This is a genomic window from Leptospira mtsangambouensis (assembly GCF_004770475.1).
Lineage (GTDB): Bacteria > Spirochaetota > Leptospiria > Leptospirales > Leptospiraceae > Leptospira_A > Leptospira_A mtsangambouensis.
The window spans coordinates 49,430-63,311 of record NZ_RQHK01000017.1; the positions used below are offsets into that span (position 1 = coordinate 49,430).

Sequence of the window (13,882 nt, forward strand, 5' to 3'; positions counted from 1 at the left end):
ATTTTGGACAAAATACATGTCTAAAATGATGACAAATAGAGGGATGAAATTATGGATTTCCACGCAGCACTCAACAACATTTTAAACCCACCGGTACTCTTTTTCTTTTTAGGAATGGGTGTCGTATTCTTCAAATCAGATCTAAGGATTACGGAAGGTGTCTCCAAATTCCTATCTTTGTATCTTTTGTTCTCCATTGGCTTCAAAGGTGGTCATGAACTTTTCAAATCCCCTTTTGCAGAAGAACATTTGTTAACACTCATCGCCTGTATGTTTATGGCATGTTTTGTTCCCATTTATTCTTACTTTATCTTCAAAGCAAAACTGGATCATGCGAACTCTGCAGCCCTTGCGGGAAGTTTTGGTTCGATCAGTGCCGTTACCTTTGTGACCGCAGGAGCTTTCTTACACAGCTATGGATATGAATACCAAGGTTTTATCGTAGCAGGAATGGCTCTTATGGAATCACCCGCGATTGTTCTCGCAGTGATTTTGGATCGTTTGGGTAAAAAGAAAAACCATGAAAATATAAACGAAAAAATTCATTGGAAACAATTACTCCACGAAGCTTTCTTTAGTTCTTCAGTTTATATTTTGATCGGAGCACTCATCGTTGGTTATCTATCTGGTGAATCTGGTTGGAATACTACAAAACCTTTCACTGAGGATATTTTTAAAGGACTTCTCACTTTCTTTCTTTTGGACAAAGGAATTGATGCCGCAAGACAAATGCGCGAACTAAAGAAAGTTGGATTCTTTTTGGTTGGATCAGCCATTGCCATCATGGTGATCAACGTCGTCATTGCGATCCTACTCACAAAAATCATTCAAATGCCTATCGGCGATGCTCTGATGTTCGTAGTACTTTGTGCTTCCGCATCCTACATTGCAGTACCGGCAGCCATGAAGGAATCTATTCCCGAGGCAAATCCAAGCATTTACCTAACAGTAGCTTTATCAATCGTGTTCCCAATTAATATTATTATTGGAATTCCCTTATACTTTTATATACTAAAAGTAATAAGCGGAGTCGCATAATTTGAGAGAACATATCACTTAAGGAAAAGGAGATATCGCATGTATATTTCAAAAGGTTATTTCTATTTTCTACTGTTAGCGGTTTTTTTGCCGCTAACAGTGCCAAAGGCTGAACCAACAGAAACACAAAATTCCGAAGGAACAGTTCAGACTCCCAAACCTTATGTTTCAACAATGAAAGAAAAAGGGATCGATCCTGAATACAATCGGCATATGTTTGTCGAACCAGAGTTGTCCAAACATTCCGCCAACTCGCAACAATTTTGGTTAAATGATGTATTACGATTTGGATTGTATTTAAGACCCAGACAAGAATCCAGATACAATTTGGATTTTAATGCCTCTGACAAAGGTTATATTGATAGAACCATCCAAACATCTTCCATTTATTTTATTTTTGACCCAAGTCCTTATGTTCAAGCTAAGGTAACACTCCAAGATGCTCGAGTTTGGGGAGGAGAATCCCCCGCATCCTCTGGAGACATCCGAGCTAATTTTTTTAACAATACTGCAGATCTTTATTCAAAGAACCAAACTAATGCAGTTTCTCTAAACCAAACAGGAGTTAGAGAAGCCTTTGTGACTCTCAACCAACTCCCCCTACATTCTAAATTACAAGTGGGAAGGCAAATTTGGGCTTATGGAGACCAACGGATGATTGGTGGAGGAAACTGGACAGTGAACGGCCTCTCTTTCGATGGCGCAAGACTCATGTTCAATTATGAGAATTTTAAAATCCACTTTTTAATGGCAAGGCCCTACTGGACACAAAGCGGAACCAACGGTGTAGTATCTGCCAATGATCCTAAACTCAACTCGGCAGCAACAGGAACAGATACAACACTTCTCGGAACCTATAATAGTTTTACCATTCCTGATTGGGTGACTTTGGATCTTTATAGTTTAGGAGTGGTTCGCAAATGGAAAAAAAATCCAATCAATCCTGTGACTGGTTTGCCTGAATCTTCGAATGATGATCCTCAAGCTATGAATCGAAGTAAACAAAACCAAAACCTTATCACAACAGGATTTCGTCTGACCAACAGAACCAAAGGAAATTTCCTTCCAGAAGGAAAATCTTGGGACTTCACTTGGGAATCCGCTTTCCAAACAGGAACCAGTGGCAGACGAATCCAAGACCCGTATTTAAAAGAATATCTGCCCAATGAATATGACAACTCGAGGACCGAAAGAGAAAAATATACAGGACAAATGCATGTGTTTCAAACCGGATATACTTTTTTCAAAAAACTACGGTTAGGTGGACAAGTTTTATACGCATCTGGTGACAAAAATAGAGCTGATGCGTCTGTATCCACTTTCCAAACACTGGCCAATCCAAGATTTGGAGTGATTCCCTATTTTAATAGTGTGGCTGGGATTTCAGAAAACATCAACGCACAAAATCTTTATTCAAAGTCAGTGAGTATCAGTTATAAAACCGATTCCTTTGGAGAATTCCAGGTCACTTACTTCCAGAATGATAAAGCAGAAAAACAAGATGCTTGGTATGCCATCAGCGGTGCTGCCAATTCCACAAGTTCTCTGGGTGAAAAAAATCCTTATCCAGTTTCTTCCGACAAAGGCAGTACAGAGAATTATTCTAATAATTCATACTCTTCTCCTTATGCCCTGGGAAAACGAATTTATACGGAAGTGGATTTGACTTGGCACGGACAAATTAACGATTTTGTTTCCTTATGGATGGGATTTGGGTATTTGAATGCGGGGGATTCGGTGCGTAATTATCGAAATAGCAAAATCCAATACAATACGACCACACAATCCTTTGAATGGAACCAAAACTACTTACAAGGCAAAAACCAACTGGCACGTGACGCCTATATGGCCTATGCCCAAATCAACGCTGCTTTTTAAGAAAAACGTTCGATTTTTAGATGGATTTGAATATGATGGAGGTCAGATTGATTCAAGTCCATGTTGGAAGCTTCAAACAAACAAAGACGGATTCGCAATAGCCTCTCGCGTGAGGAAATTAGAAACGTTTCCCTCCTAATTTTAAAGGAAGAAGGATTGGAAGGTCTTTCCATGCGAAAGATTGCCAACCGACTTGGTTGCAGTGTTGCCAGTCCTTATTCCTATTATGAAAGCCAAATTGACCTTGTCCAAGACTTGATCAAATCAGGTGAGGATGAGCTCCTCTCCATGTTAAAAAAGGCAAGTGCGGAAGTAGAAACTAACTCCGCCTTCCAACAATTAGCTGCCATTGCCCGTGCCTATTTTAATTTCGCAAGTAACAACCGAGAGTTACACAAAGTCATGTTTGTGACCGACTACGGCGGAGTACATAGAAAAGCATTTCCTCAATTACCAAAAAGTTATCGTTTCTTTTTAGAAACGGTTCGCATTGGATTTGAATCCGGTGAAATTCCGTATCCAAAAAATGAATATCCTGCCATCGCGCGATTGATGTGGAGTTGGATGTATGGAGTGATTGTTTTGGATATGACTGGAATGCTTCGAAAAAGAAAAGGTTCAGGAAACCCCATTGAAGAAGGGATTTCCTATTTCCAAAAACTTTTGAGTAAAAAAGAAATCTAACCTACTGGTGAGATTTTTAACCCATCATTTTCATCTTCTAACATTTCTTTGGTTGTATCAGATATCGTAACAGAAGTTCCTTTATCTTTCAACCGAATGAGTTCACTTCGGATATAACTAATGGTTTCGGGCGCATCTGTTACTTCCCAAATTGGATTTCCAACGGACAATCGAATGGGTTTATTCAAATTATAAGCATCAAGATACAATGGAATGATTGGTAAATTGTATCGTTTACTCAAAACAACCATACCCGGATATAATTTTCGACTTTTACGAAATCCTCGGTACCAAGTTCCTTCTGGAAAAATACCAATTCCTAAATTGCCACGTCCAATCCTTCGTTTAAAGTCTTTGATTGTTGTTGGATCAGACTCACTTCTGTTGAGTGGAATCAAATCAATGGACTTTACAATTCCTTTCACCAATTGTTCTTTTCTATGTAACCATTTTCTTTTTTTCCCTTTGTTGGAAACACCAGAATCGTAACTAGTAAGTGCAGTTGTATAAATTCCATATCGTTTGAGAACCCCTCGAATCACGAAGGCATCATAAGGCATTGTAATTGCTTTTAAAAACTTATTTCTTGGTTTGATGTGGTTTGAAATCAAAATGGCGGATTTTCCATTTAACTTGCGTAAGATATGGTCGTTTTGAATTTCAACTTTTTTGTGTCCGTACTTCAAACGCATTGGTTTCACAACAATCCACATCAGCACAAATCCAATTGATCTTCCTACATAATAGAACATAACTTTTCCTCTTATACTGTCAGTGCCCCAAAATCCAAATTGGTTGCAAAAGTTTACACAAGATTTTAGCTACAATTCCAAGTCATTTCTGTTTCAAATGATACTTATCCGCATGATCTTGTTGGCTTTAAAAATTTGACAATTCCTCCTTTGGCAAAAATCTGGGAAATACCTTCAGGGAGGAAACAGGTGAAATTCCTGTGCTGACCCGCAACTGTAATCCAAATTAACATTTGGTGAGCCAGATCTTCCCCGTAAAGTTTACCTCGCGGTCATGGGGCTTTACACACTGATTCCAAATGCCTTCCATTTGGATAAGGGGCCCCGAAGGAATCGGGGCACCCGAAACAATCACAAACAATATTTGTATTTTAAGTTCGTTTACTTAAAAGTTAACTACAGTTTGTTTATCATTGGCCGGAGTTCCCCAAATCTTAAACCATTAGGAGACTTCTATGAAAAGAACTTTTAAAACCACTGCCCTATCCTTGATCCTTCTCGCGCAACTATTCGCATGCCAAACAGAAAAACAAGTTTCTGAAGCAGATGCAAATAATAAACTATTAGTTGGACTACTGGCAGGAAGTGCCGTCTCTACATCATTTTTATTGGAATACAATGGACAGTGGAACGCTGGTTATACGTATAATGCAAGCGGACAAATGACAGGAACTCCAAACGGACGACTCATCATTGCCACAAACCCAGATGGATCGGGAAGTATCATTTCTGGATTCAATTCCAATGCAAATTACTTTGGTGGTGGAGATACAACTTACCGAATTCTTTCTTTTGATAAAGCTACTCGTAGACTATATTACCAAAACACACCTGGTGGAAATAATTTTGCAAACTCTACTTTTGGAAGAATTGATTATACTCCTGTCACTAGTTCAGGTTGCGAACTAGGTGCTTCAAAATGTTTTTATTTTTGTGAGGCTGTTTCTGGAAAAGCAACACTTGCAGAAGTACAAGCAAGTACGGTCACAAGCAATTCAACGAATTATGCCACCAATGGTTGTGGTGGATTTACATTCAGCAGGGCTCTTGCAAGAACTGAAAACTCAACTTGGACTGGACTTTAAAAAATAGTTTCTAAAACTAGGAGAAGTGATGCAAAAACATTTAAACACAAAAACGTTATGTCTAATGTTCTTAGTGATTTTTGTATCCTCCTCCTTTTGCAAACCATCACCTTCGGCAACAGCCGAAGAAAATCTGGTTGCCTTATTGCCTTTACTCAATGCGGCAAGTAGTGCTAGTTCTTGTCCCAAATCCTCTCTTCCCTCAGATATTTTTCTTGCCACAACAGTTATTAGTGCAAGTGCCAATGTCTCTGGATTTTCTGATCCAAACAAAGCGATCAATGGAGTCTGCGGAGCAGGCGAACTTGTAGGATCCTTAGATGTTTATGCTTTAGACATCACAGGTCCAGGTGCCACAATTGTTCTCAGTTGGGGTGGAAAAACAGTAAAGAATGTATTCGGTGACGATTTTATTGTTTATGACAATAGTTTTCGTATTTCCGATGATACAAATACTTATGCAATGGATCCCTCAGTGATTCAAGTTTCGATTGATGGAACAAATTATTGTGGATTTAACCCAAGTTATTCGGGTGCCAATGTCAACTTAATAGACAGTTGGACAAAATTTGGTGGACTCAGGCCAGTTTATTACAATATGACAACAAAACCATATACCAATGAAGACTTATTCATCAATACAGGTGGATTGTTTTTGTTAGGTGGTGGAGACGGCTTCGATTTAGACCAAATAGACGAAAATGATCCTAACGACTCAGGTTGTAATGGAGCACTTGTCACCAATATCAAAACGAATGGATTTAAATTTATCAAAATTACGTCTGCCAGTAATGTGAATAATCCTGGGAATCCAGGGAATAAATTCCCATGGCCCCCAGGCAGTTACAATGGAAGTGATATTGATGGTGTGGTGGCCCGCGAGATTCAGTAATTCATTGATCACTTTCTAAGATCCATAACACCTTCGAAGTTCCCCTAAAAAAAACAGAAAAAACCAATCCGTATTTCAGTTGACCGATCTTTAAAAAAAGGTTCTTTTTTTAAAACCACTTCGGGCGTGTATCCATTTTTGAGTGAAAACCAATACACAAACATACCCATCCAGGATGAAAGGGAGGCAAAATTGAATCAAAAGGCACCCATCATTTTGGGGGATTACCACAGCATTCCAGAAAATTTGCCTGCTGATGGCCAACTTCGATTGATCTTCCAACCAATTGATATGACATCTTATTGGAGACGGTGCGGACTTACTGCAAACTTTGTTGCCGGATTTTATTCCTATTGTTACGAAGCAAGTGAGACCAAAGCCAACTCCCTCTCTACCATCATTAACGAACTTTTGGAGAATGCTTCTAAATTCTCAAAATCGAAGAATGGCGAAGTCAACGTAGAATTGAAACAATATGGAAATCTTTTAAGGATTGATGTTTTAAATGTAGCGTCAAAAACCTTACGAGATAGTTTTGAGCTTTTTGTAAAAAAACTCATATCAGAAAACGTGGAGGAGATGTATTTTTCTACACTCGAAACCAAAGAAGATGGTGATACCAATTCAGGACTAGGACTTCTCATGATGTTAAAAGACTACCGTGTCCGTTTTGGTTATAGTTTCACTGAGATCGATGCCGATACTCATGAAATCATAGTAAGAGCAATTATCAACGTAGAAGAGATATAATAGGCGAAGCTTCATGGAAATCAAAGACTTAGATTACAATATAAAATACGACGAAGCCACTAAGACTGTCAGATTCACAGGTTCCATCCGCTTGCAGAACTTACCAGCTTATGAACCTTTAAAAATATTTTTAAGAGATGCGGCCAAACTTTGCCAAGGCTCATTATTAACCCTGGACTTTCGAGATTTACAATTTGTAAACAGTTCAGGAATCACTACCCTATCCATGTTCATTATCGATTCCAGAAAAAGTGCAGCATGCCAAATCAAAATCCAAGGATCTCTTAACGTTTCTTGGCAGTCAAAATCTCTATCCAATTTCAAAAAACTTTGGGACCAAGTGGTTTTGGAAATTTCCTAAACCACAAATTCTCACACCTATATCTACTCCCCATTCTTCTCGAACTACATTCTATATTCGAGAATTTGGCGGGACATTTCATCCAATCTCTCTATCGAACTCTCACATTCATATTACTACATTAATTAGAGTGTAAGATAAATCCCAACTTTATCATATCACTAATTTCATTAACACCAAAACGAACATCCTTGTTGTCTTCTCTTTAAAATATAAAAAATCATTTGCAATTTTAACAAAATAAATAAAGTTAATAGTGATTCTCTTTATTTTCCCAAACGAAATATAAAGGAAGAAACCTTTACTCTATGCAGCAATCTCCTTCCAACGAAAACCGATTCGTCCTTACTAACTATTACAAAAAACAACTCAATGAGATTGCCTACCAAGGTGAATTTAGGGCTGAAATTTTCGCAACGAAGTTTCGATTCTACTTCCTTGGAATGATATTTATCTTTTCCACTTTGGGACTACTTTCTGGCCGTCCTGTAGTAGAATTCTATTATCAAATTTCCTCTATCTTAATTCTTCTTTGTTATAACTTTATTGTTCTTTATTCGTTAAATAAATCTGGAAAATACCTCAATATCTTTAAATTTCTCTCTTCCTTTTTAGAGATATCTTTACTAACTTTTGTTATAGGTTATACCGCACAGGCTCAAAAAAACCCAAGCCTTGTTTATGCGGCTCCTATGGTTTATGTTTTCTTTATTCTCATTGCACTTGCTTCCATACGCAATAATACGAAAGCGATTATCTCAGCAGTGGTTGTCTTGATTGTAGAGTATGCATTCTTAACCATATACTTCTATTCAGATATGTCCGATTTGAATACAAAACTCATCGAGTTGTCTTCCTATCTAAAACCAAACTTTTTAGAAGAGAACAGCACATTCTTTTTGGTAAGTGGTGTGCCGATGGGAATTTTTCTCATCCTTCTCTACATGATCGTTACTGGTGGATTGATATTATATGCAATCCAAAATACTTCTCGTACGACCCATGAACAAGCAGACTTAATTTTTAATGCGGAAAGACAGGCTATCCTAGAAGAGAATATGCATCTCGGCATGGAATTGGAAGTAGCGAGGCAAATCCAAGCAATGGTTCTCCCTCGTAATGAAGAACTAAAAGACATTCAAGAATTAGAAATTTCCGCCAGAATGGATGCGGCGAAGGAAGTGGGTGGAGACTATTATGATGTAATCCACCATGAAGATGGAACAGTATATGTTGGGATCGGAGATGTTACAGGCCATGGTCTTGCATCTGGGGTTGTGATGCTCATGACTCAATCTGCATTCATCACCACTTTACGTTCCAAAGTTATCTCTTTGAGAGAATCTCTTCGCTCGATTAATTCCATTTTGTTTTCCAATATCCATGTAAGGATGAATGATATCCGTAACCTAACACTCTCACTCTTTTCTTTTAAAAATGGAGTGTTTACAACGGCTGGACAACACGAAACAATTATGGTTTACCGCCACGCTTCTAAAAAAACAGAAATTATCGATACTGCTGACAACGGTATGTTAGTTGGTCTTACTGAATCCATTGATGAATTTATACACGAAAAACAAATTCCACTCCATCCAAAAGACATCATCCTTTTGTATACAGACGGTGCTACAGAAGCAGAAAATCCCAAAAAAGAACAATTTGGTTCGAATCGCTTGATCCAGTCTCTGGAAAAACATGCAGAACTTGGAACCACCGATGCAATTTTAGAAGCAATCTTTAAAGACATTTACGTCTTCATTAACGGAATGGATGTTTATGATGACATTACCATCATGATCATGCGTAAACGGGGATAAAAGCGGAAGATACCAACGTATGCAGAGCGGAATTTTTTCTAGATAAACACATGTGGCTGATGCTCGGGATTTCCTAAAAAAGGATGCAACCAAATCCCTGATAGACGGGTCCAGTGATACAAAAACAGAAAGGTAAAATTGGTGTCAAATGTGTCCGCAAATCCATTGAATCTTGCCACTTTGATAAATTGAGCACCAACCCCGAAGAACGCCCATTAATGCAACAAACGATAGAAAAAGCGCTTGCGACTTTTACATAAATAGTCTAGATTCCATAGTTGAACTAGGACTATGCGAAAATACGGCAATTTTCAGTTTGCAAATCAAATCAACAACCAAGATCCCAATTCCAAATTTCAAATCCATTTAAAACCTTTGGATTTAATGCGTTATTGGCGGCGAATCGGAATTCTTTCCGATTTTATCGGATATTTTTACGGATTTTCTTTTTTACCCAATGTTCCTACCGAATCCATAGATATGAAAAATTCAGAGATCGTGAATTCTATCTCTACCGTATTCAATGAACTATTGGAAAATGCTGCAAAATATTCTTATGATAAAAAAGCAGATATTGAAATTTCCCTTATCCATAGAGGCAAAACTTTTGAAATGTATGTTCGTAACAAAACAAACGAATCAAATGTTTTTGCTTATGAAGAAAGTTTAAAAGAAATATTTTCAGCAAATGACTTAGAACCTTTGTATCTTGAAAAATTGGAAACAAATGAAAAAGATATTCAACGTTCAGGCATAGGTCTCATTTTGGTTTTAAAAGATTATCCAGTAGAGATGGAAGTAACTTTCGAATCGGAAGACGAAGACACAGTCATCACAAGTCGGGTCATCTACTTTATAGACGGGTTCCCTCAATCATAATTTCTAAAATTTGATTTACCTCTTTTCGAAAGGACTCTTCTTCCTCTTTTGATTTGATTTGTTTCCACTTACGTTCATTCAGCACTGCAAATCCATGGACCCCACTCCAAAAACTCATCATCAAAGTATCAGTAGGAACGGAGTTTTTTAACTTCAAAGACTTTTGGCCATACTCCACAATTTTGAACATTCCCAGATAAGCAAGTTTCCCACATTCTCTCAATTCATCAGAAAGAGGATCTCCTGATACATAAATCTCTCCACCAAACATCAGTTCTGTCCTTCTTGGATTTCTAAGCAGTAGAAAAATATATTCCACACCTGCCATTTTGACTTTTTCCAACGGATCCTCTGAATGGTTCCAGGCTCTTTCCATTGCTTCCGTTAATTCCCGAAAACCTTCCGTGACAAGTGCCTGGAGGAGATCCATTTTTTTCGGAAAATGGCGATAGGGGGCCGTATGACTGACTCCTAATTCATTCGCAATATCTCGCAAACTCAAAGAAGAGACTCCAGTGGTTTCTAAAACTTTTTTGGAAAGTTCCAAAACCTTTTCTCTGAGATTTCCATGGTGGTATCTACTTGCTTTAGCAGAACTGGAAGGACTTGGTTTAGGGAGAGTTTGTTTTTTTTTGGCAGGTTTCATATAAAAAATGTTTACGGCGTATACATTTAATGTTGACAGAGTCTACATAGATATATACACTGTCTACATTATGGAATTCGATGACTACAGAAAACAACCACTTTTTTGGAATGGGATCGCTATGGCAGTACTCACTGTTGCCATCCTTCCTCTCCTATTTTTGGACACAAGAACCCTTTTGGGCGCAAATGTCTGGATCAAACCTTTAAAATTTTCCCTTTCGCTGGGATTGTACTCTTTTACCACAATTTGGGTTTTAGTTAAATTTCTAAAAGATTGGAAATTCAATGGCCTGATTCAAATGGTCTTAACCATTACAGCTCTTATCGAAATTGTTCTCATCACCTTACAAGCCTCACGTGGTGAGATGAGTCACTTCAATGTTACAAATACTTGGAACCAAATTGTTTATTCCGTTATGGGTACGAGCATTTCCATCTTTTGGGTTTTTCATCTTTGGATGAGTTACCAAATTTTTCGAAAACAATCTATACCTAAATCGGTGAAAGAAAGTTTAGTTTGGGGATTAACCATTGCTGGGTTTGGAATGATCATTGGGTTTTTTATGACTTCTCCTCGCCCTGACCAACTAGAAGCGATGAAACAAGGAATTTTTCAAACGAGTGGCTCCCATAACTTCGGAACAGGAAACCCAGGTGGTTCCTTATTTTTCCTAGGTTGGGACAAAAAACTAGGTGATATGAGAGTTCCACATTTTTTTGGAATGCATGTGATGCAAATCTTTGTATTTCTGTCTGCGTATTTACTTGGTAAAAGAAATTCCAATCAAGATCTAGTATTCGTTCGGCTCACCGGCATTTCATTCTTAATCATGAATGTAGTGATGGTCATCCAAACTATAAATGGAGAATCAGTTTTTTATTTGAATCCTTTGTATACTAGTATTTATGGATTTTGTATTTTGATGATTTCTATTTGCTTTTTCAAATTAAGTTCACAACCAAAAGAATTTCAAAAGGAAGTAATTGTATGAACCCTTCGATCATTTTTAAAATTGCAAATGGAATCACACTTCTTTCATGGCTTATTTTGATACTTGCTCCAAACCAAACAAAGGTGATTCGGCTCTTAAGAGTTTTTGTGTCCGGACTTGTTTTGGGTGGAGTTTATATATTTTCAATCCTCATTGGAAGTGGAGAAGCAGAAGGGAATTTTTCTAGTTTGGAATCGGTCAGATCCTTATTTGCCAATGATTACTTTTTACTGGCAGGTTGGATCCACTACCTTGCCTTTGATCTGTTTTTAGGAACCTGGGAAGTGGAGGACGGATTAAAAGTAGGAATCAACCGATGGATTCTTGTTCCCGTTTTGGCCTTAACTTTTTACTTTGGGCCGGCTGGATTTGTTTTGTACTTGATTCTACGCACGATTAGTCGTTTGTTCATTAAAAATAAAAAAACAACCTAACCACCGTAAACATCCAAGAGAGAAAGAACGCGTTGGGATCTGTTCTTTTTCTCTTCATCACCTTCCAATTCAGCAATTTCCAAATTTTCAAAAGCTAGGTCTCTTCCCGTTTTTTCATCCAAAGTTTTTGCATTGGATTTGGCTCCAGATTCCAATAACAAAGCAAGAACCGCAGAATTTCCAAATTTGCATGCTTCATGAAGAGCCGTACTACCACTGTTATCTGCAGTATGAATATCGATACCGGCATTGATTAATCTTTTTGCCAAACTTGGTTCTCCAAAAACAGAACACCAATGCAATGGAGTCATTCCATTGACTGATTGAAGATTAACTTTTGCTCCCCTTCGAATCAGCTCATCCATAAGAGCCGTTTTTTCTTGTAATCGAAGTGTACTATCTTGGCACAATTTAAAAATTGCAGTTTCTCCATTGGCATCCAATTGGTTGGGATCTGCTCCTCTCTCCAAAAGTCGCATACAAGATTTGTATTTTGCCCGGACAAAAGACTCTTGTAAAAGAGAAAACCCCAAAGGATTTCGAATCGGATCATTTATGGCATAGTCGAGAGAACCTACTGTACGAACAAAGGAATCCAAAAGATAAATATCATCTGAATCTAACCAATCCAAAGTTTTATCATCATTTTTCGATTCTAAACTAGAACCTAAATTGATTTCATAACCGTCCGGAAACTTATGTTTGAGAAGCGGTATAAATAATGGTTCTCCTTCAGAATGACAGACAACATCATGAATGAGCCGCCAATGTTTTAGGGTTGGCACAACTTGGTTGGAAAGAAGAAAAATCAAAGTTTCATTTAGTTTTTTCTGTGTTAGTTGGAACACAACTTGTAAGTTCCCTTCTTTAAAATGAACTTCTGAAATTGTAGATTGGTTTTCTGGCCAATGGTAAATAACCAAAGTCAAAAGTTCATCCTTCGCATGTTGTTCCAAAAGAGAAAACGATTCTTGCAGTGACAAAATATTTCCTGATAATGCATGGATTTTTGCTGCCAGTTCATTGGAAATAAAATCAGGAAGTTTTTTATCTGAATCTCCGTGTTCATCAAATTGAATTTTGTAGATATGTGTTGCGGTAAAACTTCCGTGTAACAAAGTATTCCACTCATCTGCAATTGCTAAATACAATTTTCCTGAGACGGAATGGTCCTCAAAAACATCTACAGTAATCGAAAGCCTTAGTGGTGATACATTAACATTTTGATTAATAATAATGTTTAACGATTTCGATGGAGATTCTGTTGTTATATCAAAAATAAAATTCTTTAATCGGATGATTTCAGGTAATCCGGAAATTGAAATGCGTAAATCGTTTTCATTTCCATCCTCATCTTTTAGAAAAACAAGTTCCTCGTTTGACCAGTCCGAGATAAAATCAGTTGTGTATCTGCCAAAAATTTGACCTTGGAGTTTATGATCTGGAATAAAATCCTTAAAATTTAGATCATATAACACGAGTGAGTCGGAAGACTGTGAAGAAAAGTCAATACGGTAATCAAAATGGTTCCAGGCAGAACATTTTTTGCAGCGATACTTTCCTTTTTTACCTTCCAATTTGGAAGTTGAAACAGAATGACCGCTAAAACAATTAGAACAGGATAAGATCGTTTTCATATTTCGCTTGTTCCGATTAATAAAACAGGAGA

Annotated in this window: 14 protein-coding genes; 11 read left to right on the forward strand and 3 right to left on the reverse strand. The window is 37.6% G+C overall.

Annotated features, from left to right (window positions below; translation table 11 throughout):
- Window positions 1–51 precede the first annotated feature (51 nt).
- Genes EHR01_RS12625 through EHR01_RS12635 form a run of 3 tightly spaced genes read left to right on the forward strand, consistent with a single transcriptional unit; the run spans window position 52 to window position 3,600 of the window.
- Window positions 52–1,038, forward strand: a complete 987-nt coding sequence (locus EHR01_RS12625) for a sodium-dependent bicarbonate transport family permease (RefSeq protein ID WP_135695125.1) — start codon at window positions 52–54, stop codon at window positions 1,036–1,038.
- Between the two features lie 39 nt (window positions 1,039–1,077).
- Complete coding sequence (locus EHR01_RS12630; RefSeq protein ID WP_135695126.1) at window positions 1,078–2,916, forward strand: alginate export family protein; 1,839 nt, start codon at window positions 1,078–1,080, stop codon at window positions 2,914–2,916.
- Window positions 2,917–2,976: 60 nt separating this feature from the next.
- Window positions 2,977–3,600 carry a TetR/AcrR family transcriptional regulator gene (locus tag EHR01_RS12635; protein WP_135695127.1) on the forward strand — a complete coding sequence of 208 codons (624 nt, stop codon included), beginning with the start codon at window positions 2,977–2,979 and terminating at the stop codon, window positions 3,598–3,600.
- Here EHR01_RS12635 and EHR01_RS12640 read toward each other — a convergent pair.
- Window positions 3,597–4,352, reverse strand: coding sequence for a lysophospholipid acyltransferase family protein (locus EHR01_RS12640; protein ID WP_135695128.1), 756 nt, complete (start codon window positions 4,350–4,352; stop codon window positions 3,597–3,599). The two genes, EHR01_RS12635 and EHR01_RS12640, sit on opposite strands and share 4 nt — an antisense overlap.
- A gap of 455 nt (window positions 4,353–4,807) precedes the next feature.
- Between EHR01_RS12640 and EHR01_RS12645 the strand changes: the two genes are divergently transcribed.
- The 6 genes from EHR01_RS12645 to EHR01_RS12670 all read left to right on the forward strand — a co-directional run bounded on the left by EHR01_RS12645 (window position 4,808) and on the right by EHR01_RS12670 (window position 10,139).
- Window positions 4,808–5,437, forward strand: coding sequence for a hypothetical protein (locus tag EHR01_RS12645; protein ID WP_135695129.1), 630 nt, complete (start codon window positions 4,808–4,810; stop codon window positions 5,435–5,437).
- Between the two features lie 28 nt (window positions 5,438–5,465).
- The gene (locus EHR01_RS12650) at window positions 5,466–6,329 is read left to right on the forward strand and encodes an LIC_13355 family lipoprotein (RefSeq protein ID WP_135695130.1); all 864 of its coding nucleotides are present in this window, start codon (window positions 5,466–5,468) and stop codon (window positions 6,327–6,329) included.
- 138 nt (window positions 6,330–6,467) lie between these two features.
- Window positions 6,468–7,079 (forward strand): slr1658 superfamily regulator, encoded by a 612-nt coding sequence (locus EHR01_RS12655; protein ID WP_244310106.1) that lies wholly within the window; start codon window positions 6,468–6,470, stop codon window positions 7,077–7,079.
- A 13-nt stretch (window positions 7,080–7,092) separates the two neighbouring features.
- Window positions 7,093–7,440, forward strand: coding sequence for a slr1659 superfamily regulator (locus EHR01_RS12660; RefSeq protein ID WP_135695131.1), 348 nt, complete (start codon window positions 7,093–7,095; stop codon window positions 7,438–7,440).
- 308 nt (window positions 7,441–7,748) lie between these two features.
- Window positions 7,749–9,260, forward strand: coding sequence for a PP2C family protein-serine/threonine phosphatase (locus EHR01_RS12665; RefSeq protein WP_135695132.1), 1,512 nt, complete (start codon window positions 7,749–7,751; stop codon window positions 9,258–9,260).
- Window positions 9,261–9,551: 291 nt separating this feature from the next.
- Complete coding sequence (locus EHR01_RS12670; protein ID WP_135695133.1) at window positions 9,552–10,139, forward strand: DUF6272 family protein; 588 nt, start codon at window positions 9,552–9,554, stop codon at window positions 10,137–10,139.
- On the opposite strand, the gene EHR01_RS12675 is transcribed toward EHR01_RS12670, so the two are convergent.
- Window positions 10,114–10,785 (reverse strand): TetR/AcrR family transcriptional regulator, encoded by a 672-nt coding sequence (locus tag EHR01_RS12675; protein ID WP_135695134.1) that lies wholly within the window; start codon window positions 10,783–10,785, stop codon window positions 10,114–10,116. The genes EHR01_RS12670 and EHR01_RS12675 overlap by 26 nt on opposite strands.
- 70 nt (window positions 10,786–10,855) lie before the next feature.
- Between EHR01_RS12675 and EHR01_RS12680 the strand changes: the two genes are divergently transcribed.
- Both EHR01_RS12680 and EHR01_RS12685 read left to right on the forward strand, forming a co-directional pair.
- The gene (locus tag EHR01_RS12680; protein WP_135697321.1) at window positions 10,856–11,779 is read left to right on the forward strand and encodes a hypothetical protein; all 924 of its coding nucleotides are present in this window, start codon (window positions 10,856–10,858) and stop codon (window positions 11,777–11,779) included.
- Window positions 11,776–12,213: an ABA4-like family protein gene (locus EHR01_RS12685; protein WP_135695135.1), complete on the forward strand. Its 438-nt coding sequence runs from the start codon at window positions 11,776–11,778 to the stop codon at window positions 12,211–12,213. Before EHR01_RS12680 ends, EHR01_RS12685 begins: the two co-directional genes overlap by 4 nt.
- Here the strand turns inward: EHR01_RS12685 and EHR01_RS12690 are convergent.
- Entirely contained in the window at window positions 12,210–13,850 is a 1,641-nt protein-coding gene (locus EHR01_RS12690; RefSeq protein WP_135695136.1) for an ankyrin repeat domain-containing protein, read from the reverse strand. The two genes, EHR01_RS12685 and EHR01_RS12690, sit on opposite strands and share 4 nt — an antisense overlap.
- Between the last annotated feature and the right edge of the window lie 32 nt (window positions 13,851–13,882).